Annotated in this window: 16 protein-coding genes; 7 read left to right on the top strand and 9 right to left on the bottom strand. The window is 53.8% G+C overall.

Annotation, left to right across the window (positions count from 1 at the left end):
* Window positions 1-123: 123 nt before the first annotated feature.
* Window positions 124-456, top strand: coding sequence for a hypothetical protein (locus TU92_RS15175; RefSeq protein WP_112168058.1), 333 nt, complete (start codon window positions 124-126; stop codon window positions 454-456).
* Between the two features lie 116 nt (window positions 457-572).
* Here TU92_RS15175 and TU92_RS15170 read toward each other — a convergent pair whose 3' ends face one another.
* Window positions 573-878, bottom strand: coding sequence for an EthD family reductase (locus TU92_RS15170; RefSeq protein WP_112168057.1), 306 nt, complete (start codon window positions 876-878; stop codon window positions 573-575).
* A 138-nt stretch (window positions 879-1,016) separates the two neighbouring features.
* Here TU92_RS15170 and TU92_RS15165 point away from each other — a divergent pair, with 138 nt between their 5' ends.
* Window positions 1,017-2,372: a cation:proton antiporter gene (locus TU92_RS15165; protein WP_112168056.1), complete on the top strand. Its 1,356-nt coding sequence runs from the start codon at window positions 1,017-1,019 to the stop codon at window positions 2,370-2,372.
* Window positions 2,373-2,434: 62 nt separating this feature from the next.
* Here TU92_RS15165 and znuB read toward each other — a convergent pair whose 3' ends face one another.
* Window positions 2,435-3,220 (bottom strand): zinc ABC transporter permease subunit ZnuB, encoded by a 786-nt coding sequence (gene znuB, locus TU92_RS15160; protein WP_112168055.1) that lies wholly within the window; start codon window positions 3,218-3,220, stop codon window positions 2,435-2,437.
* Window positions 3,217-3,975 carry a zinc ABC transporter ATP-binding protein ZnuC gene (znuC, locus tag TU92_RS15155; protein WP_112168054.1) on the bottom strand — a complete coding sequence of 253 codons (759 nt, stop codon included), beginning with the start codon at window positions 3,973-3,975 and terminating at the stop codon, window positions 3,217-3,219. The genes znuB and znuC overlap by 4 nt, the downstream gene beginning before the upstream one ends.
* A gap of 95 nt (window positions 3,976-4,070) precedes the next feature.
* Between znuC and znuA the strand changes: the two genes are divergently transcribed.
* From znuA to lpxM, 3 genes are all read left to right on the top strand, one after another.
* On the top strand, window positions 4,071-5,003 hold the full coding sequence (gene znuA / locus TU92_RS15150; protein ID WP_112168053.1) for a zinc ABC transporter substrate-binding protein ZnuA: 933 nt from the start codon (window positions 4,071-4,073) through the stop codon (window positions 5,001-5,003).
* 19 nt (window positions 5,004-5,022) lie between these two features.
* On the top strand, window positions 5,023-6,357 hold the full coding sequence (gene mepM, locus TU92_RS15145) for a murein DD-endopeptidase MepM (protein ID WP_112168052.1): 1,335 nt from the start codon (window positions 5,023-5,025) through the stop codon (window positions 6,355-6,357).
* A 106-nt stretch (window positions 6,358-6,463) separates the two neighbouring features.
* Complete coding sequence (lpxM, locus tag TU92_RS15140) at window positions 6,464-7,444, top strand: lauroyl-Kdo(2)-lipid IV(A) myristoyltransferase (protein ID WP_112168051.1); 981 nt, start codon at window positions 6,464-6,466, stop codon at window positions 7,442-7,444.
* Window positions 7,445-7,522: 78 nt separating this feature from the next.
* Here lpxM and TU92_RS15135 read toward each other — a convergent pair whose 3' ends face one another.
* From TU92_RS15135 to TU92_RS15110, 6 genes are all read right to left on the bottom strand, one after another.
* Entirely contained in the window at window positions 7,523-8,740 is a 1,218-nt protein-coding gene (locus TU92_RS15135) for an MFS transporter (protein ID WP_112168050.1), read from the bottom strand.
* Between the two features lie 84 nt (window positions 8,741-8,824).
* Window positions 8,825-11,200 carry a GNAT family N-acetyltransferase gene (locus tag TU92_RS15130; protein WP_112168160.1) on the bottom strand — a complete coding sequence of 792 codons (2,376 nt, stop codon included), beginning with the start codon at window positions 11,198-11,200 and terminating at the stop codon, window positions 8,825-8,827.
* Between the two features lie 23 nt (window positions 11,201-11,223).
* Window positions 11,224-12,534, bottom strand: coding sequence for a lysine N(6)-hydroxylase/L-ornithine N(5)-oxygenase family protein (locus tag TU92_RS15125; protein WP_112168049.1), 1,311 nt, complete (start codon window positions 12,532-12,534; stop codon window positions 11,224-11,226).
* A gap of 13 nt (window positions 12,535-12,547) precedes the next feature.
* Window positions 12,548-14,104, bottom strand: coding sequence for a pyridoxal phosphate-dependent decarboxylase family protein (locus TU92_RS15120; protein ID WP_112168048.1), 1,557 nt, complete (start codon window positions 14,102-14,104; stop codon window positions 12,548-12,550).
* A gap of 629 nt (window positions 14,105-14,733) precedes the next feature.
* Entirely contained in the window at window positions 14,734-16,176 is a 1,443-nt protein-coding gene (pyk, locus tag TU92_RS15115) for a pyruvate kinase (RefSeq protein WP_112168047.1), read from the bottom strand.
* A gap of 198 nt (window positions 16,177-16,374) precedes the next feature.
* A complete protein-coding gene (locus TU92_RS15110) occupies window positions 16,375-17,244 on the bottom strand; it encodes a MurR/RpiR family transcriptional regulator (protein ID WP_112168159.1) in 870 nt (289 codons plus the stop codon).
* A gap of 408 nt (window positions 17,245-17,652) precedes the next feature.
* Here TU92_RS15110 and zwf point away from each other — a divergent pair, with 408 nt between their 5' ends.
* Window positions 17,653-19,128 carry a glucose-6-phosphate dehydrogenase gene (gene zwf, locus TU92_RS15105; RefSeq protein WP_112168046.1) on the top strand — a complete coding sequence of 492 codons (1,476 nt, stop codon included), beginning with the start codon at window positions 17,653-17,655 and terminating at the stop codon, window positions 19,126-19,128.
* 190 nt (window positions 19,129-19,318) lie between these two features.
* Entirely contained in the window at window positions 19,319-19,960 is a 642-nt protein-coding gene (locus tag TU92_RS15100; RefSeq protein WP_112168045.1) for a bifunctional 4-hydroxy-2-oxoglutarate aldolase/2-dehydro-3-deoxy-phosphogluconate aldolase, read from the top strand.
* Window positions 19,961-19,980 lie beyond the last annotated feature (20 nt).

Genomic DNA, 19,980 nt, shown 5'->3' with positions numbered 1-19,980 from the left:
GACACGAAATCCAGTGTCGAAATGAATCGTATTCAAAAGTTTTCGTAGCGAATAGCGACAGGCTGAAATCTCTATGAGATTCCTGTACAATGCGTGTGGTTTTAGAAAACAGGAGGTAAGGCAATGGCAGATAACGCAAATGAGTTTCTGGACTATGTTCAGAGACTCGGTATCGATCAGCCCGCGTTATGCATTCTGCTGGGACTGCCACGGAGCACCTTAAATAAGTGGATAAACGGTACGGTGACCCAAATTCCACAGGTGGCGGTGACGGCGGTAAGAATGCTGTGGTTTATGCGTGAATGTGATGAGGCCATGTTCGAAAAGTGGGCGATGGTGCAGGATTTCGGTGTCAGTGCGGAATATGCGGCTAATGATAAAGCTCAGGAGTTTTTGCACACGATTAAGCGGGAACCAAGTACGTCGATTAAAAAATTACTAACAAAATCAAATTGATCGTTTAGTGCAAACAAAACGACACAACACATCCTCGAAGTCTCAGTGAAAAAGGCCATTATCCGTAACTGAATACGGAAATGGCTTTTTTTATATTTCACAGAATGAACAGAAAATCACACAACTACATCGAAAATCATTTTAACGGGTTCGATATTAGTGAAGTTCGCCACGTCAGCCACAAACTCTGCTGCGTGATCTTTCATGCCTTTCTCGAAGTCTTCCATTGAGTGGCAATAGATATGGCAGGCCGCGACAAAAGGCGTGTCCGCCGGGGCATTGTCCTGAATTTTATCGATGGCGTAGGAGTGGCAAAATTCCCCCATCTTCTTTTTGATCAGCGGTAAATGCACATTGCGATAGTAATCGTGATCAAAGGTTCCGTTTTCGATATTTGGGTATAACACGCTGTATTTAATCATTTTTGATGAACCTTTTTGCATAAGTCAGGCATCAATATTAGCGCACGATAACGGCTTGTGCCGCGCCTTTTGTGCCCGGCCATGCCGGTTGGCTCCGATGTACTACGCTTAAAAGATGTTATTTTTCAGGGAGCTTACATGGGATTTTTAGGATGGACGGCGGCAGTCGGCGGACTGCTGTTAATTATGTCATTGGCATCAGGCTGGATTTCGCGCGCGCCTGTGACCACCTTTGGACTGTATCTGGCTGCAGGGATTGTCTGCGGGCCGTGGGTGCTGAATCTGCTGCACGTGGATCTGGTTGAGTACTCGACGCTGACCGCGCGGTTCACAGAAATCGCGATGGCCGCATCGCTCTTTATTACCGGCCTTAAACTCAGATTGCCGTTTCGCTCGCAGAGCTGGCGTGTGGGTGCCTTACTGGCGTTCCCGGCGATGTTGCTGACGGTGCTGAGTGTGACCGCACTGGCGCATTATCTGGCGGGGATATCCTGGCCGTTAGCGCTGGCGCTGGGGGCGATCATCGCGCCGACAGATCCGGTACTGGCCAGTATGATTGCCGTCAATGACGCTAATGATGACGACGGATTGCGCGTAGCGCTCTCAAGCGAAGCGGGCATGAACGACGGTTCCGCGCTGCCGATTTTGATGCTGGCGCTGATGTTGTTTACCGCACACGACGGCCTGTCATCGGCGGCCATTTGGGACTGGGCGTGGCGCGATGTCGTCTGGGCCTTGCTGGGCGGTCTGGCGATTGGTTATGCCATGGGGCGGCTGGTCGGGCTAAGTGCCACACGTTTTCACAGCCGTCAGCGTTCAGTCGCCCCCAGTGATTTTCTGGCGCTGGCGCTGATCGCGCTGAGCTACGCCGCTGCGCAAAGTCTGGATGCCTCCGGGTTCCTGGCCGCGTTTGCGGCGGGCGTCGGTTTGCGCAGTGCCGAGGTGCGAGTCGTGACACTGAATCCGCCGGACGATCTCACCGAAGGCACCCGACCGCCGCCGGCAGAAGGGATGGTAAATCCGCATACGCGCCATTCCATGTCGGCGGAGAGGCCAACCAACTCTATCGGGCTGATGGTCGGGGATGCGCTCTCCTTTGGTGACACCATTGAACGGCTGTTCGCCGCCGGGATTGTGATGGTGCTGGGTATCACGCTGGCCGAGCATTGGGAACCGATGGGATTAGTTTTCGCCGCGTTACTGTTTATCGTGATCCGTCCGCTCTCGGTGTACATCACCACCTTTGGGATGCGCGTACCGCGCGGACGACGGCTGATGATTGGCTGGTTTGGGATCCGAGGGATCGGCAGCATGAACTACATCGCCTACGCGTATACGCACGGGTTGCAGGGCGCGGAAGCCGGTTACATGACCAATATTGCGTTTACGGTGATTGTCGCCAGTGTGGTTGTTCACGGGCTGACCGTGTCGCCGGTGATGCACTGGCGGCAGGCGAGGCGTGAGGCTATGCAGGAACAGGATCAGGAAACGTAAACCTGGCCGTACTAGCAAAAACGGACGCTCAGTGGCGTCCGTTTTTGTTTCTGACGTTGAGGTCAGGCGATCTGTTTTTTGCCGAGGCTTAACATAAACAGCACGGCGGCCGAGAGCACGACTGAGGGGCCAGCGGGCGTGTCGTAAAACGCTGAAAACGTCAGGCCCGCCGTGACCGCCACCATCCCGATAACCACTGCGAAAGACGCCATCTGCTCTGGCGTCTTAGCAAAGCGGCGGGCGGTGGCCGCAGGAATAATCAGCAGGGAGGTGATGATCAGTGCGCCGACAAATTTCATCGCCAGCCCGATGGTCAGGGCCGTGACCAGCATCAGGATCACCCGCGAACGTTGCAGATTAACGCCATCGACGTGTGCCAGCTCAGGGCTGATGGTCATGGACAGCAGCGAACGCCATTGCCAGCAGAGAACCGCAATCACGACGGCGACGCCAATGCCGATCATCCAGATATCGCTATAGGTGACCGACAGCAGATCGCCGAACAGATACGCCATCAGATCAACGCGTACACCGGACATCAGGCTGACCACCACCAGACCGAGCGACAGCGCGCTGTGCGCCATGATGCCGAGCAAAGTATCGACGGCCAGATGCGGTTTACGTTCCAGCGCGACCAGTACCACTGCCAGCAGCAGGGTCACGGCGATCACGGTATAAAACGGATTCACATTCAGCAACAGGCCAAATGCCACGCCGAGCAATGACGCGTGCGCCAGCGTATCACCGAAATAAGACATTCTGCGCCAGACCACAAAAGAGCCCAGCGGACCGGCGGCGATCGCCAGTAAAACACCGGCCAGCCAGCCCGGTAATAATAGAGCGATCATGCGTCACGACCTCCGCTGTTGCGCAAAATGACTTTTCCCTTCAAATCGTGACGATGGTTGTGATTGTGGCGATAAATTGCCAGCTGCTCCGCGCCGCGGTTGCCAAACATAGCGATAAATTCGGGATGGGTGGAGACCACTTCCGGTGAACCGGAACAGCAGATGTGCTGATTGAGGCACAGCACTTCGTCGGTTTTTGCCATCACCAGATGCAGGTCATGTGACACCATCAGCACCGCGCAACCCAGCTCGCAGCGCAGGCTGTCGATCAGGTTATACAGCGCCAGCTGCCCGTTGACGTCCACGCCCTGAGTCGGTTCATCAAGCACCAGTAACTGCGGGCTGTTCATTAATGCCCGCGCCAGCAGGACGCGCTGATTCTCACCACCGGACAATTTTTGCATAGGCTGATCCAGCAGATGCGCAGCCTGAACGCGTTTAAGCGCGGGCAGAATGTCGGATTTTTTGACACCGGGTTTCAGGCGCATAAAGCGGCTGACGGTCAGTGGCATGGTGGGATCAAGATGAATTTTTTGCGGAACGTAGCCGATGCGTAAGCCGGGTTCGCAGGTCATCGTGCCTTCGGAGGGCGCAATCAGGCCAAGCACGACGCGCACTAATGTCGATTTCCCCGCGCCGTTCGGGCCAAGGAGGGTGAGTATTTTTCCCGGTTGCAAAGCCAGCGAGATGTTGGACAACACGCGGCGGGAACCGAAAGTTACCGAAATATTTTTAAGTGTCGCTAATGTGGGCATGTCATTGGGTCTTGCAGAACAAATCGGATGTTATAATATTGCGTTTCGCGAAAAATAACCAGTTTTCCCCCAACATGAAGATGAGTTCACCCCGCATGATACAGAAAAAAAGCGTTAAACGGTTGTTCCTGGCAGCCGCCATCCTGAGTGCCGGTGCGGCTTTCAGCGCGCAGGCCGCCGTGCTGGCGTCTGTCCGTCCACTCGGTTTTATCGCTTCAGCCATCGCGGAAGGTGTGACGCCAACGGAAATCTTGCTGCCGGATGGCGCCTCGCCACACGATTTTGCGCTGCGTCCTTCTGACATCCAGCGCATACGCAGTGCGGATCTGGTGGTGTGGGTCGGGCCGGAAATGGAAGTCTTCATGACCAAGTCTGCGGCGCAGCTGTCGCCCAATCGTCAGGTAGAAATTGCCACGCTGGCGGCGGTCAAACCGCTGTTGATGAAAGGCTCCGACGAGGACGAGCATGACCACGATCACGGCGAAGGGCATGACGAGGATGAACACAGTCACGGCCAGTACAATATGCATGTCTGGCTGTCGCCGGAGATCGCTCGTGAGACCGCGATTGTGATCCACAACAAACTTCTCGAACTCATGCCGCAGAAGAAGCAACAATTAGATGCAAACTTGTCACGTTTTGAGGAAAGCCTGACAAAAACTGACAAAAATATTGGTAATATGCTGCAGCCTGTGCAGGGTAAGGGATATTTTGTTTTTCACGATGCTTATGGCTACTTTGAAAAACACTTCGGCCTTTCGCCACTTGGTCACTTTACGATCAATCCCGAAATACAGCCCGGCGCACAGCGTTTACATCTCATTCGAACTCAGTTGGTTGAGCAAAAAGCGACATGCGTTTTTGCTGAGCCACAATTCAGGCCAGCCGTCATCACGGCTGTTGCCCAGGGAACAACAGTGCGTATGGGCACATTGGATCCGCTGGGGAGCGGCATTGCATTGGGCGCGGACAGCTACGTGAACTTCCTGTCACAGCTGACGAACCAATACCTGAGCTGCCTGAAGTAAGCTAAAAGGACAGAATTAAGTGCAGCTGATAGCCCGATCTATCGCTCTGGCGTATAGCAACCTTCCACGGCCCCACCGCATCATGCTGGGGTCGCTTACCGTCGTCACACTGGCTGTGGCCGTCTGGAAACCGTTAGCCTATCACCCGGACAATGACCTCTCAGATACCCGACCGATTGTAAAAAGCATTGCCCTCGATCACGAACAGTTACGTTCGCTGCTTCCTGAAGCCAGTGAGCCTATCGATCAAACCGCACCTGCCGACGATGACATCCCGCAAGATGATCTGGACGATAAAATCGTCAACGAAGCCGGTGTGCATGAGTATGTGGTCTCCACCGGCGATACCCTCAGCAGCATCCTGAATCAGTACGGCATTGATATGTCGGAAATCGCGGCATTGTCTGACGCGAACCGTGATTTGCGTAACCTGAAAATCGGGCAGCAAATCTCGTGGACGCTCAATGATGCGGGCGATTTACAACGTCTGACATGGGAGAAATCCCGTCGCGAAACCTATACCTTTGACCGTTCAGGCAACACCTTTAAGTCCTCGTTACAAACCCTGCAAGGGGAATGGAAAGACTCGGTAATCAAGGGCACGCTGAATGGCAGTTTTGTCACCAGCGCCAGAGCTGCCGGGCTGAGCAGTGCTGAAGTCAGCGCCGTTATCAAAGCGCTGCAGTGGCAGCTCGATTTCCGTAAATTGCAGAAAGGTGATGACTTCGCCGTCCTGATGTCTCACGAAGTGCTGGACGGCAAGAATGAGCAAAGCGAACTGCAAGCGGTGCGTATGCGTACCGGCGGCAAAGATTATTATGCCGTGCGTGCCGAAGACGGTAAGTTTTATGACCGCACCGGCAGCGGGCTGGCGAAAGGCTTCCTGCGCTTCCCTACCGGAAAACAGTACCGTGTTTCCTCTAACTTCAATCCACGTCGTCTGAACCCGGTAACGGGTCGCATCGCGCCGCACCGTGGCGTCGATTTCGCCGTGCCGGTCGGTACGCCAGTGCTGGCGGTCGGTGATGGCGAAGTAGTGATCGCCAAAAATGGCGGAGCAGCAGGTAACTACGTGGCTATCCGTCATGGTCGTCAGTACATGACACGTTATATGCACCTGCGTAAGTTGCTGGTGAAGCCGGGTCAGAAAGTGAAACGCGGCGACCGCATTGCGCTTTCCGGCAACACCGGACGTTCTACCGGTCCTCATTTGCACTTTGAAATGTGGATCAACCAGCTGGCCGTCAACCCTCTGACCGCCAAATTGCCTCGCACCGAAGGGCTGACCGGTAAAGATCGCAGTACGTATCTGGCCACCGTTCGCCAGGTCGTTCCGCAACTGAAGCTGGACTGATTGTTCAGGAACATACATCCCGGCTAAATGCTGATGTGCAGTGATTTATTGCAAAATAAATCACTGCACTTATCATTAAGCCAGAATTTGTCATAAGAGCCTGAGCATGCAGCCAGAAAAAGAAAAACGTTCGACCGCAGAATTTATTCCGCAATTTCAGAAAGCCTTTTACCATCCGCGTTACTGGGGCGTCTGGCTGGGCGTTGGTGCGATGGCGGGGATGGCTTACGTGCCTGCCAAAGTGCGCGATCCTATGTTAGGCAGTCTTGGCCGTTTGGCCGGGAAATTCGCCAAAGGCGCGCGTCGTCGTGCGCAAATCAATCTGTTGTACTGCCTGCCTGAAACGCCGGAAGCCGAGCGCGAACACATCATCGATGAAATGTTTGCCTGTGCGCCGCAGTCGATGGTGATGATGGCCGAGCTGGCGCTGCGCAATCCAGAGAAAATCATGGAACGCGTGCACTGGCACGGCAAAGAAATTATCGATCAGATGCAGGCCGACGGCAAAAACGTGATTTTTCTGGTTCCCCACGGCTGGGCCGTAGATATCCCGGCGATGCTGATGGCCGCCAGTGGTCAGCCGATGGCGGCGATGTTCCACAACCAGAAAAATCCGCTGACCGATTATTTATGGAACACCGTGCGCCGTCGTTTTGGCGGACGGTTGCATGCGCGCAACGACGGCATCAAGCCGTTCATCAGTTCTGTGCGTCAGGGTTACTGGGGCTACTATTTGCCGGATCAGGATCATGGCGCGGAACACAGCGAGTTCGTGGATTTTTTCGCCACCTACAAAGCCACGCTTCCGGCGGTCGGGCGTCTGATGAAAGTCTGCCGTGCCGCAATTGTGCCTCTGTTCCCGGTGTATAACGGCCATGAACAGCGTCTGGATATCTTTGTGCGTCCGCCGATGGACGATCTGGCGACTGCCGATGACGTCACCATTGCACGCCGCATGAATGAAGAGGTGGAAATATTGGTCGGGCCAAACCCTGAGCAATACACCTGGATCCTCAAGCTGCTCAAAACCCGTAAGCCGGGCGAGACAGAACCTTACGCGCGCAAAGAGTTGTTCCCGAAAAAATAGTTGCGACGGGCATAACGAAAAAGGCTGAGTGTAAAACCTCAGCCTTTATGTTTTCAGAAAAGCGTGCAGAAAACGCGATCAGGCTTTTTGGGGCCTTTTCATAAACGCCGTAATCATCAGCGCACCGGTCAGCCCGGAAATAAGTCCCGCCAGCATAAAGATGCCGTTACCCCACGCAAAGTACAGCTGCTTCGCCACTTCGATCCCTACGGCGAATACCACAATGGTGATAAGCCCGAGTGCCGCCGCGACGGTGCCTTTGCCTGTCGGGCTTGAAAACAGCGTCAGGCGGTAAAGCCCGGCGTTCACCAGCCCGGTGCCCAGCGCGTACAGGCTCAGCCCGCCGATTATCCAATCCCATGCATGAACCATAAACAGCGCCGAACCTGCGGCGATCGCCAGCCCCAGCGTGATCGGAACGATACCCAGCCAGATTGGCGTGCGGATGTTCACTTTTCCGCTGAGTTTGCTGAGTGCGATATTGCCGATAATCAGCCCGGTAAATACCGGCACCTGCAACCAGCCGTAGCGCAGCGGTGACATGCCTGCGTCCTGAATCAGTAACACCGGTGACTGCGCCACCCATGCCAGCAGCGGCAGGGTGACCAGCCCGATGGACAGCGAGCCGGTGACGACGCCCTGATTGGTCAGTACTTCGCGGTAATCCGTCAGCAATCTGCGCATCGAAAAGCGGCCATCGCGGCCTGTCGCGGTTTCGGGCATGCTGCGCCACAATCCCCAGAACGCCAGCGCAGAAATCAGCGAGAACAGCGCAAACATGGCTTTCCACGGCGCGTAATGGATGAAGGCGGCACCGGCCAGCGGCCCGAGCAGCGGGGCGATCAGCGTGATGTTGGCCATCAGCGCCATCAGTTTGACGCTCAGCGTTTCATTGAATGCTTCCTGAATAGCGGCGTACCCGACTGCGCCGATAAAGCACAGGCTCATCCCTTGCAGGAAACGCATTAAAATGAATTGCTCGATGCTTTGTGTGAAGACGGTCAGAAAACAGGTGAGAGTGAAAAAGGCCACGCCAGTAAGCAAAACCGGTCGCCGCCCGAGGCGATCGGACAGCGGACCGAGCAGCCATTGCAGTAAGATGCCGCCGCACAGATAGGCGGTCAGCGAGGTCGACACCCAGTCGGCGCTGGCGCTGAAATCGCTGATCACCTGCAACATGCCCGGCTGGATCATATCGTGGGCGATGTAGGTGGCGAATTCGAATAATACCAGTGACAGCGGGAACAGCCACTGGCGATAACTCAGCCGTGAGGCCGGTTCAGAAACGGACGACATAACGAGAATTCTCCATCACTCAAAATCAGAAAAGCGCGACCCTCTCAGGCCGCGCTAAAAAAACGCACAGGATTAAAAGTCTGCTTAATATCGGTTGGCGTAGGCCGCGATCGGGTTCTCCAGCGTCCCGGCGAATTTCAGGTTTTGTGCCGGATCCGCCAGGTTGATCATCTGCTGGTTATTTGCCAGTTGCAGACGATTGAGGCAAGAGTGCGTGAACTCCGCGCCGAACATGTCATAGCGCGCAAACTTCTCCGCCAGCTCCGGGTATTGCAGCTGGTAATCGCGCACGACTTCCGCCGCCACGCCCCAGAACTGTCCGGCCGGATAGTCGCCGTGCTCTTCCAGAATACGGGCGATAAAGCGGAATACGCCGGCGAAGACATCGGTGAAGATCGACAGGATCTTCAGTTCTTCAGGCACATCCACCGCCAGACGTTTGGCTTTTTCCGGCAGCCTGGCGTCAGGGTTCATCACCGCGATTTCTTCGGCAATATCCTTCATGAATGCGTTTACCGGAATATTGTTTTCAAAGCGCAGGATCAGGTTTTCGCCGTGCGGCATAAACACCAGATCATACTGATAGAAGCAGTGCAGCAGCGGGCTGAGGTAGGCGTGCATGTAACGCTTCAGCCAGTCGCCGGTCGCCAGACCGGAGGATTTAATCATCTCCACAATCAGCGCATCGCCGTGTTTATCGGTATGCAGCAGCGCAGCCATGGTCATCAGGCGCTGATTGGGTTGCAGCTGAGCCACGGGATTTTCACGCCACAGCGCGGCAAACATTTTCTTGTAAGCGCTGTCGCCTTTGATCGCCTCTTCGAAGTAATGGTTGTGATACCCGAGCGAGGCGACTTCCTGCAAAATCTTAAAACCGGTGGATTGCAGATAGGAATCGTTTTCCACCAGCTCTGCCAGCCATTCGTTGATGCCCGGCGTGGTCGCCATGTAGTACGGAGAGAGCCCGCGCATAAAGCCCATATTCAGAATCGACAGTGCAGTTTTCACGTAACGGTGCGTGGGCTGGCTGGCATTAAAGAAGGTGCGGATCGACTGCTGCGCCAGATACTGATCTTCGCCTTCGCCGAGATAAATCAGGAACTGACGGGCGATGTCCGGGGCGAATACCGTCAGAAGTTTGTTCTGCCACTGCCAGGGATGTACCGGCATGAAGTAATAGTTTTTCGGGTCGACGCCGATATCCACCAGCTTCTGTGTGAAGGCACAAATCTGCGCATCGCCCAGTTCTTCGGCGATAAGTTTTTCGTACGGCAAACCTTCGGTGGTGGCGAAATGGGCTTTGTCATGATGTACCGCCACCCACACTAATTTCAGCGGATTCGCCGCTTCCGGTGCGTAACGCACGTAGTCACCGGCGTCAAAACCGATGCGACCGTTGTTGGCGATAAAGCTCGGATGGCCTTCGGTCATGCTGGTTTCCACTGTCTGGAAATCCGCCTCCGTCAGCTGTTTGGCAGTGATGTGATTGTTCGCCAGCTTATACGCGCTGCTGTAGAGCGTGCTGCTGATTTCTTCCATATAAGTCGGCAGCATGGCTTGTGAAATGCCAATTTGTTCAGCGAATTCAATAATGAATTTCAGCGCATCGAGCGGCTGCCCGGTTAAATTGTCCAGACGCTGAATGCTGTCCAGATCGATCATCCAGTCGTTAAGCGGAAGCTGGCGCGCGCGGAAACGGTATTCGACTTCTGATGCCGGAACCGCCAGCTGATAGTCAGTCCAGGTGCCGCTGGACTGTAACGCTTTCGGTTCGAGCAGGCGTTCGTGAGTCAGCTCGGACAGGCATTTACGCAGTAACAGGGCGTTGGCTTTCGCCCAGATTTCAGGCTGTAAGTGCTGGCCGGATTGCAGTGTTGAGGTCGTCATGGTGGCGTGTTCCTTCTGGCTGGCCTGCAAAAAATCTTCGTGCTGGCAGAACGCCAGCCATGCAGTTTTGTGTGTCAGTTGCACTTGTTTCTGATAGCGGAAACCGGCGCGTTTATTCAGTTTGTGGATCTTCTCGTTGCGGACATCCGGTTCAACGACCACACGTTTCACGTCGGGCAGACTGAACAGGTATTCCATTACGGCGGAAAACACCTGCCAGCTGAAACCGGCGACCGGCGGGTTTGCCGGTGCGAGCAGAATATGCATGCCGATATCGCCCGGCTGCACGTCGTAATGTTCATGCAGCGGATCGTCCTGCACGGGATAGCATTCGATCAGAAAACGCGGCTGGCCGTCGATTTCGCCCATCAGCGCCGCGTGCGGTTTACCGGCGGTAAGGTCGCGATAAAACGCATCCACTTCGCCGACGCTGCTGTTCTGCATTCCCCAGAAACTGGCGTAGGGCTGCGTCATCCAGCCGTGCAGCACGGCGGCGTCTTTCGCCAGATTAAGCGGGCGCAACGTCAGGAGTCCGGCCTCGCGCGGGCAGGAGAAAACGGATGCGGGAGTCATATCAAACATGGGTGATTTCTCCGTTATTGGTCGGCCAGGCTACGGGCGCAGAACGTCTGGAACGCGATGGATTTCTCCACTGTGTAAAATTCTTTGCCAAGCATTTCGCGGATGATCGAGCTGTTGCGATAGCACGCCATGCCCAGATCCGGCGTGACGAAGCCGTGGGTGTGAAGCTCGGCGTTTTGTACGAAGATCTGATTGTGAGCATCAATGCTGTAGTTGCGGTTAACGGCGTAGCGTCCGGCGTCGTCCCACTGAATGCGGTTATAAATCCCTTCGATAAACTGCGGCGGCTGATAGCTGTAGCCGGTGGCGAGGATCACCGATTCGGTTTTGTGGCGATATTCCTGCTGTTGTTCGTGATGCAACAGGCTCATCTCGAGCTGACCGCTGCGATTGCGGGTCAGGGCGGTCAGCTCTGAATGGGTATACATATCGACCTTAAGCGGTCCGTCGAGACGCTTGGTGTACATCAGATCGTAGATGTCGTTAATCAGGCTGGCGTTAATGCCTTTATACAAGCCTTTCTGCTCGCGGTTCAGCTGGTCGCGTTTGCTCATCGGCAGATCGTGGAAGTAGTCGATGTATTCCGGCGAGGTCATTTCCAGCGTCAGTTTGCTGTATTCCAGCGGGTAGAAGCGCGGCGCGCGCGTCACCCACGTCAGCTGATAATCGTACTTATCGATATCAGAGAGCAGGTCGTAGTAAATCTCCGCCGCGCTCTGTCCGCTGCCGACCACGGTGATCGATTTGGAATTTTGTACCTGTTCTTTGTTTGGCAGGTACGCCGAGGAGTGATGCACGTTGCTTCCGGCGTCACGGGTGCAGGCGGGTACCCACGGCGAAGGGCCGGTGCCGAGCACCAGACGTTTAGCGCGATAAATTTGCTTGTCGCCGCTTTTAGTCGAACGCGCCTGCACCAGATAGCATTCCTGTGCGGCATCCCAGGTCACCAGCTCCACGCGTGTGGAAAATTGCAGGCTGGTCAGTTGTTCGCACGCCCACTGGCAGTACTGGTTGAACTCTTTGCGCATCATGAAGAAGTTTTCACGAATGTAGAAAGAGTAGAGTTTGCCTTGCTGCTTCAGGTAATTCAGGAAGCTATAAGGGCTGGTCGGATCGGCCAGCGTCACTAAATCGGCCATGAACGGCGTCTGCAAATGGGCGCTTTCCAGCATCATGCCGGTGTGCCAGTCGAAGCCGTCATTTTGATCTAAAAACAGGCCGTTCAGCGCTTTGACCGGCTCGGTCAGACAGGCCAGACCGAGGTTAAACGGGCCTATGCCGATGGCGATAAAATCGTAAGTCTGTTGGGTCGGGTTGATGTTCATGGTGCAACTCCTGTTACCGGTTTTTAGCGGCGCTCAGCGCGGCAGCAGTCAGTTCTTTGCCGTAATGCGTGATGAGACCGAGTACGTCGGCGATGTCTTCGGTGGTGGTCATCGGATTCAGTAAGGTGAATTTCAGGTACTGGCGCTGATGAACTTTGGTGCCTGCTATCACGGCGCTGCCGTCACGGAAAATTGCTTTGCGGATGTCGGCATTGATGGCGTCAATTTGTTCATGGCTCATCGACATGCGCGGCACAAAGCGGAACACCAGCGTGCTGAGTTCTGGCTTGTGAAGGACGTCAATATTCGGGTTGTTCTCCATCATCTGATGGGTTTGTGTGGCGCGTTCGAGCAGCACATCGAAAGACTCGCCCAGCGCCTGCTGACCCATCACGCGCAGCGTCAGCCACATCTTCAGGGCATCAAAACGTTTGGTGGTCTGAATACTTTTATTGACCAGATTAGGCGTTCCTTCGAGCTTGGCGCTGAGCGGATTGAGGTATTCTGCGTGATGCGTCACGTGCTCCAGATGGCTGTGGTCGTTAACCAGAAATGCGCTGCAACTCACCGGCTGGAAGAAGGATTTGTGATAATCAACGGTGACGGAATCCGCCAGATGAATGCCGTCAATGCGCTGGCGGTGCTGAGGAGAAACCAGCAAACCACAGCCGTAAGCAGCGTCGGCGTGCATCCAGATTTTCTCCTTGCGGCAGATTTCGGCGATCTCATGAAGGGGATCGATACTGCCGAAGTCGGTGGTGCCGGCGGTGGCGACAATCGCAATCGGGATCAGGCCTTCTGCGTGGCAGCGGTCGATTTCAGTTTTAAGCGCGCCGATGTCCATGCGAAATGCGCTGTCGCAGGCCACCGGTACCACGGCGTCATAGCCCAGGCCGAGCAGGGCGGCGGATTTCTGAATGCTGAAGTGGCTGACCTGTGAGCTGAAAATACGCCAGCGGTTGGCTTCCGGCGGCAGGCCCTGATATTTAATACTGTGCTGCGGGCGGGTACGTTTGCAGTGGCTGTCGCGTGCCAGCAGCATCGCCATCAGGTTAGACTGGGTGCCGCCGCTGGTGAAAATGCCGTCCGACTGCGCGCCAAACCCGATACGTGCCAGCGTCCAGTCAATCACCTTTTGCTCAATCAGCGTGCCGCCTGCGCTCTGATCCCAGGTATCCACTGAGGAGTTAATCGCGCTGATAAACAGCTCTGCCAGCTGTGAGGGCACCACGGTCGGGCAGTTGAGGTGAGCGAGATATTTTGGGTGATGAAAATAGACCGCATGTTGCAGATATAAATCATCCAGTTCTTCCAGCGCCAGCCGCGTTCCGTCTAAAGGTTTGGTCAAATCAATATGGCGAAATTGTTCCGCTAATTCCGCCGGGGACACGCCGGAAAAAGGTTTTTCCGTATGGTTAATGTGAGATTTAATTAATTCAATGCCTTGCTCAATGTGTGCCTGCCATTCCGATGTGCTGTTTTGATTGAAAATAAATCCCTCATTTTTGCTTATTCCGGCAGGGGAAATGGCAGAGGTTTGCATCAGTTCCCAATTATTTATCTGGCTCATGTTTGGCACCTTGTTATGTGGCGGTTATTCCGCTGCGGGCGTGGGGCGTCCGCCCGGATTTTTCAGGGATCATGTTTTGAACGTATGCGTTATCGGGCAGGGCTTATGGCCATGCCTGTCAGGTATGTATTTTTATGTCTTTATTAACGTAAATTTAAAGTGGTTTCTCTTGTGTGATTTCCTTGGTGCGGATTTATACAAGGATTTAACGAATGGGAATCATTATAAATGCAAATCATTATCATTCAACGTTGGCATTGAACATTTATCACATCCACGCGGATTTCATGATTTTATGTGACGCGAATCACACAAAAAGGCTGAAAGTATTTAAATTATTTATAATCACACCAGAGTAATCTGTATTTCTTATTCATTTTAATGCGTTTAAAGTGCGGCCTGAGACGGTAAAAAGTTATATTTAGGCGCAGAAAGGAAAGGGGTATTTTACGCAGGTGAAGCGAGAAGGGAACAAAACCTTAAAAATATGACAGCAGAATGGCAAAATAATGATCAATATGAGGCTGTCTATGACCTTATAAATAACAGGGCGAGAAAATGATTTTCAGTCTAAATAAAAAAGCCCACATCGCTGTGGGCTTGAAATAAATATCTTATTACACTTTCATTTATTCAACACGTAAGACGCGGCTGGTATTTGTCGTACCGATGGTGCTCATGACGTCACCCTGAGTGATGATCACCAGATCGCCGGAAAGCAGATAACCTTTATCACGCAGCAGGTTCACTGCGTCCTGCGCCGCCGCCACGCCGTCGTTATGGCTGTCGAAGAACACTGGCGTGACGCCACGGTAGATAGCGGTCAGGTTCAGCGTGTGCTCATGACGGGACATGGCGAAGATAGGCAGACCGGAGCTGATGCGGGAAAGCATCAGCGCAGTGCGCCCGGATTCGGTCATGGAGATTATCGCCGTCACGCCTTTCAGGTGGTTGGCCGCATACATGGCGGACATGGCGATGGCTTCTTCGGTGTTATCGAATTCAACGTCCAGACGGTGTTTGGACACATTGATGCTTGGGATCTTTTCCGCACCCAGACAGACGCGTGCCATCGCGGCAACCGTTTCTGACGGATACTGACCGGCGGCGGTTTCGGCAGAAAGCATCACCGCATCGGTGCCGTCAAGCACGGCGTTCGCCACGTCCATGACTTCCGCACGGGTTGGCATCGGGTTGGTTATCATCGATTCCATCATCTGCGTGGCGGTTATCACCGCACGGTTCAGCTGACGGGCACGGCGGATCAGTTTCTTCTGAATACCCACCAGTTCCGGGTCACCGATTTCTACCCCTAAATCACCGCGGGCGACCATGACGACGTCAGACGCCAGAATGATGTCATCCATCGCCGCATCACTGGCCACGGCTTCTGCACGTTCTACTTTCGAGACAATCTGTGCGTTACAGCCTGCAGCACGCGCCAGACGGCGTGCATAGTTAAGATCTTCGCCGGTGCGTGGGAAAGAAACTGCCAGGAAATCTACGTCCATTTTGGCCGCAGTAATAATGTCTGCTTTATCTTTCTCAGTCAGGGCTTCAGCGGAAAGACCGCCGCCCAGCTTATTGATGCCTTTGTTGTTGGACAGCGGGCCGCCAACGGTCACTTCTGTGAAGACTTTCATGCCCTGAACTTCAAGCACTTTCAGCTGTACGCGACCATCGTCGAGCAGCAGGATATCGCCCGGCACAACGTCAGCGGGCAGACCTTTGTAGTCGATGCCGACTTTCTCTTTGTCACCTTCGCCTTTGCTCATGTTGGCATCGAGCAGGAATTTGTCACCGATATTGAGGAAGACTTTGCCTTCCTTAAAGGTGGATACGCGGATTTTCGGGCCTTGCAGATCGCCAAGAATTGCCACGTGGCGGCCAAGGCGGGCGGCGATTTCACGCACTTTGTTAGCGCGCAAAATGTGGTCTTCAGCGGTGCCGTGTGAGAAGTTCATGCGTACGACGTTGGCGCCGGCAGCAATGATCTTTTCAAGGTTATTATCGCGGTCGGTGGCGGGACCGAGTGTGGTAACGATCTTCGTTCTTCTGAGTCTTCTGGACATGCTTACTCCGTTCGTTAACTGGTGCCTTTACTGCAAAAAACAGCGAGTCCACATTGGGTTGAGGTGTAATTGTAATACAAAAGGGTTTCACCTGTGTGACCCGCTGACCTCGTGTCTGACGTTTAACCTGCGCACATTGCGCGAAGATTTCCGGCCAGACTCCCTATTAAATCTGCAACTTGTTACTGAGATATTGGTTTATTCAGGCTGCACAGAGACGACTGTCCCTTTATCAAAGCGCGATTCTTTCAACGCTTCTTTGACGCGCTTCAGGTTATCTCTGAATTTTGTACCCCGGCGCAGCGTAAAACCGGTGGCCAGTACGTCGATAAGCGTGAGCTGGGCAATGCGAGATACCATCGGCATGTAAACGTCGGTGTCTTCCGGAACATCCAGTAACAGCGCCAGCGTTGCTTCGTGCGCCAGCGGTGTATTAAAAGAGGTGATGGCGATGACAGTGGCGTCGTTTTCACGAGCCAGCTGCGCCAGTTCAACCAGATTCTTGGTGCGCCCGGTGTGGGAAATCAGCACCACGACGTCGCCTTCACTGGAATTCATGCAGCTCATACGTTGCATGACGATGTCGTCGAAATACACCACCGGGATGTTGAAGCGGAAGAATTTGTTCATGGCATCATGCGCCACGGCGGCGGAAGCGCCCAGCCCAAAGAAAGAAATCTTTTTGGCCTGAGTGAGTAAATCAACGGCGCGGTTGATGGCGGCAATATCGAGGGTGTTTTTCACCTGATCAAGGCTGGCCATGGCCGATTCGAAGATTTTACTGGTATAGGCGCTGACGCTGTCACCTTCGTCAACGTTACGGTTCACGTAAGGCGTGCCGTTTGCCAGACTTTGGGCCAGATGCAATTTAAAATCTGGAAACCCTTTTGTGTCGAGGCGACGGCAAAAACGGTTTACAGTAGGTTCGCTGACATCGGCCATGCGGGCGAGAGTGGCGATACTGGAGTGGATAGCTATGTTTGGTGATGCCAGGATAACTTCGGCCACTTTTCGTTCTGATTTGCTCAGAATGTCGAGATGGGTCTGGATTTTTTCCAACGTATTCATAAGCATGCCACTCATAGGTTTCGACGATTTCTTTGAAAAGAGGAAATCATGTCTGTTTGATGAAAATATACTACGCGCATTATCCCGTTGGCAGCGTCAGTCAGGCGAAATAACGGCTTTTTTTGTCAGAGTTTGACCGAGGTCTAACTTTCAGTATGGTAAATTCCATTCGGTTTTGTCATAAAATTACAGGATGTGGTGTGTTTTGTCGGCATCCCAGAGAGTTATGATAAAAAGACGGTTTTCCGGAGACTTATCACGCAGTCAGATCAAGGTTTACGGCTTACAGGCAATCAGAGTACATTGTTGCTGAAATAAAATTACAATATGTACCCGCGATATTCGGCTTGCAGCTTAAGCATTGGCAGCCCGAACTATGAAAGGTATTCCTGCATTAAGGAGAAGAACATGGCGGTAACCCAGACAGCCCAGGCGTGTGACCTGGTTATTTTCGGTGCAAAAGGCGATCTTGCGCGCCGTAAACTGTTGCCTTCCCTGTATCAGTTAGAGAAAGCAGGTCACATTCACCCTGACACCAAAATCATCGGCGTCGGACGTGCGGAATGGGACAAAGCGGCCTATACCGAAGTGGTCAAAGAAGCGCTGACCACCTTCATGAAAGAAAAAATTGATCCGGAACTGTGGGAAAAACTCAGTGCCCGTCTTGATTTCTGTAACCTTGATGTCAACGATCTGAAGCATTTTAAAGTGTTGGGCAAGATGCTCGACCAGAAAAATCGCGCCACCATTAACTATTTTGCCATTGCGCCAAGCCACTTCGGGGCGATCTGCCGGGGTCTGGGTGAAGCAGGGCTGAATAAAGAACCTGCGCGCGTCGTGATGGAAAAACCGCTGGGCCATTCCCTCGAATCTTCTCAGGTCATCAATGATCAGGTTGCGGAATACTTCGCCGAGTCTCAGGTTTACCGTATCGACCACTATCTGGGTAAAGAAACGGTTCTGAACCTGCTGGCGCTGCGTTTCGCCAACAACCTGTTCGCCAGTAACTGGGACAACCGTACCATTGATCACGTGCAAATCACCGTGGCGGAAGAAGTGGGTATCGAAGGCCGTTGGGGTTACTTCGATGAAGCGGGTCAGATGCGCGATATGATCCAGAACCACTTGCTGCAAATCCTGACCATGATCGCCATGTCTCCACCGGCTGATCTGAGCACTGACCGCATCCGTGACGAAAAAGTGAAAGTGCTGCGCTCTCTGCGCCGCATCGACCAGTCCAACGTGCGCGAAAATACCGTGCGCGGTCAGTACACCGCCGGTTTTGTGCAGGGCAAAAAAGTCCCTGGCTATCTGGAAGAAGAGGGTGCAAAAAAATCCAGTACCACGGAAACCTTCGTTTCTATTCGCGTAGATATCGATAACTGGCAGTGGGCGGGCGTGCCGTTCTACCTGCGTACCGGTAAACGTCTGCCGAGCAAATGTTCTGAAGTCGTGGTGTATTTCAAAAACCCTGCACTGAACCTGTTCCGTGATTCTTACCAGCAGTTGCCGCAAAACAAGCTGACCATTCGTCTGCAACCGGATGAAGGTATCGAGATCGAAGTGCTGAACAAAGTACCGGGTCTTGAACACAAACACCGTCTGCAAACCACCAAGCTGGACTTGAGCTTCACCGAAACCTTCAACGAGCAGCACATCGCCGATGCTTACGAGCGTCTGCTGCTGGAAACCATGCGTGGGATCCAGGCACTGTTCGTCCGTCGTGATGAAGTGGAAGAAGCCTGGAAATGGGTCGACTCCATCATGAACGCGTGGGCGGCGGAAAGCGAAGCACCAAAACCGTACCAGTCCGGGACATGGGGTCCGGTGGCGTCTGTGGCGATGATCACCCGCGACGGCCGTTCATGGAACGAGTTCGAGTAACTAGGCTTCATCAGAAAAACGCTGCTTATGCAGCGTTTTTTTATGTCACATCAAGGCTTTTAGCAGTTAGGAATAGTAGTATTGTCCAATCGGGTGTGGTCGGTTTCCGGCAAAGTTTCATTTGCCGGACCCTGTGGCAGGGGCGCGCCATCAATCACAACGATGCCTGCGGGCATGAACGGAGAACAAGATGAAAAACTGGAAAACAAGCGCGGAACAAATTCTGACCTCAGGGCCGGTTGTTCCTGTGATTGTGATCAATAAGCTGGAACACGCGGTTCCGCTGGCGAAGGCACTGGTTGCCGGCGGCGTGCGTGTACTGGAAGTCACCTTGCGTACTGCGTGTGCGATGGACGCTATCCGTGCCATTGCGAAAGAAGTGCCTGAAGCGATCATTGGTGCCGGTACCGTACTGAATCCACAGCAACTGGCCGACGTCACTGAAGCCGGTGCGCAGTTTGCCATCAGCCCGGGCCTGACCGACGCGCTGCTAAAAGCGGCCAATGCCGGTTCCATCCCGCTTATTCCGGGGATCTGCACCGTGTCTGAACTGATGATGGGTCTGGATGCCGGCCTGCGCGAGTTCAAATTCTTCCCGGCGGAAGCCAACGGCGGCGTGAAAGCGTTGCAGGCGATCGCAGGGCCGTTCCCGCAAGTGCGTTTCTGCCCGACCGGCGGGATCACACCGAAGAACTACCGTGACTATCTGGCGCTGAAAAGCGTGTTGTGTATCGGCGGTTCATGGCTGGTGCCTGCGGACGCGCTGGAAAGCGGCGATTACGTACGGATTACTGAGCTGGCCAAAGAAGCCGTATCAGGTGCAGCGAACTGATTTGAAACGTCAAATAAAAA

The organism is Rahnella inusitata (assembly GCF_003263515.1).
GTDB lineage: Bacteria > Pseudomonadota > Gammaproteobacteria > Enterobacterales > Enterobacteriaceae > Rahnella > Rahnella inusitata.
This window is presented reverse-complemented; position numbering and strand designations above follow the sequence as displayed.

Bases quoted from the DNA above. Each gene is read 5' to 3' on its own strand.
- TU92_RS15175 (WP_112168058.1), top strand. From the start codon at position 124: ATGGCAGATAACGCAAATGAGTTTCTGGACTATGTTCAGAGACTCGGT.
- TU92_RS15170 (WP_112168057.1), bottom strand. From the start codon at position 878: ATGATTAAATACAGCGTGTTATACCCAAATATCGAAAACGGAACCTTT.
- TU92_RS15165 (WP_112168056.1), top strand. From the start codon at position 1,017: ATGGGATTTTTAGGATGGACGGCGGCAGTCGGCGGACTGCTGTTAATT.
- znuB (WP_112168055.1), bottom strand. From the start codon at position 3,220: ATGATCGCTCTATTATTACCGGGCTGGCTGGCCGGTGTTTTACTGGCG.
- znuC (WP_112168054.1), bottom strand. From the start codon at position 3,975: ATGCCCACATTAGCGACACTTAAAAATATTTCGGTAACTTTCGGTTCC.
- znuA (WP_112168053.1), top strand. From the start codon at position 4,071: ATGATACAGAAAAAAAGCGTTAAACGGTTGTTCCTGGCAGCCGCCATC.
- lpxM (WP_112168051.1), top strand. From the start codon at position 6,464: ATGCAGCCAGAAAAAGAAAAACGTTCGACCGCAGAATTTATTCCGCAA.
- TU92_RS15135 (WP_112168050.1), bottom strand. From the start codon at position 8,740: ATGTCGTCCGTTTCTGAACCGGCCTCACGGCTGAGTTATCGCCAGTGG.
- TU92_RS15130 (WP_112168160.1), bottom strand. From the start codon at position 11,200: ATGACTCCCGCATCCGTTTTCTCCTGCCCGCGCGAGGCCGGACTCCTG.
- TU92_RS15125 (WP_112168049.1), bottom strand. From the start codon at position 12,534: ATGAACATCAACCCGACCCAACAGACTTACGATTTTATCGCCATCGGC.
- TU92_RS15120 (WP_112168048.1), bottom strand. From the start codon at position 14,104: ATGAGCCAGATAAATAATTGGGAACTGATGCAAACCTCTGCCATTTCC.
- pyk (WP_112168047.1), bottom strand. From the start codon at position 16,176: ATGTCCAGAAGACTCAGAAGAACGAAGATCGTTACCACACTCGGTCCC.
- TU92_RS15110 (WP_112168159.1), bottom strand. From the start codon at position 17,244: ATGAATACGTTGGAAAAAATCCAGACCCATCTCGACATTCTGAGCAAA.
- zwf (WP_112168046.1), top strand. From the start codon at position 17,653: ATGGCGGTAACCCAGACAGCCCAGGCGTGTGACCTGGTTATTTTCGGT.
- TU92_RS15100 (WP_112168045.1), top strand. From the start codon at position 19,319: ATGAAAAACTGGAAAACAAGCGCGGAACAAATTCTGACCTCAGGGCCG.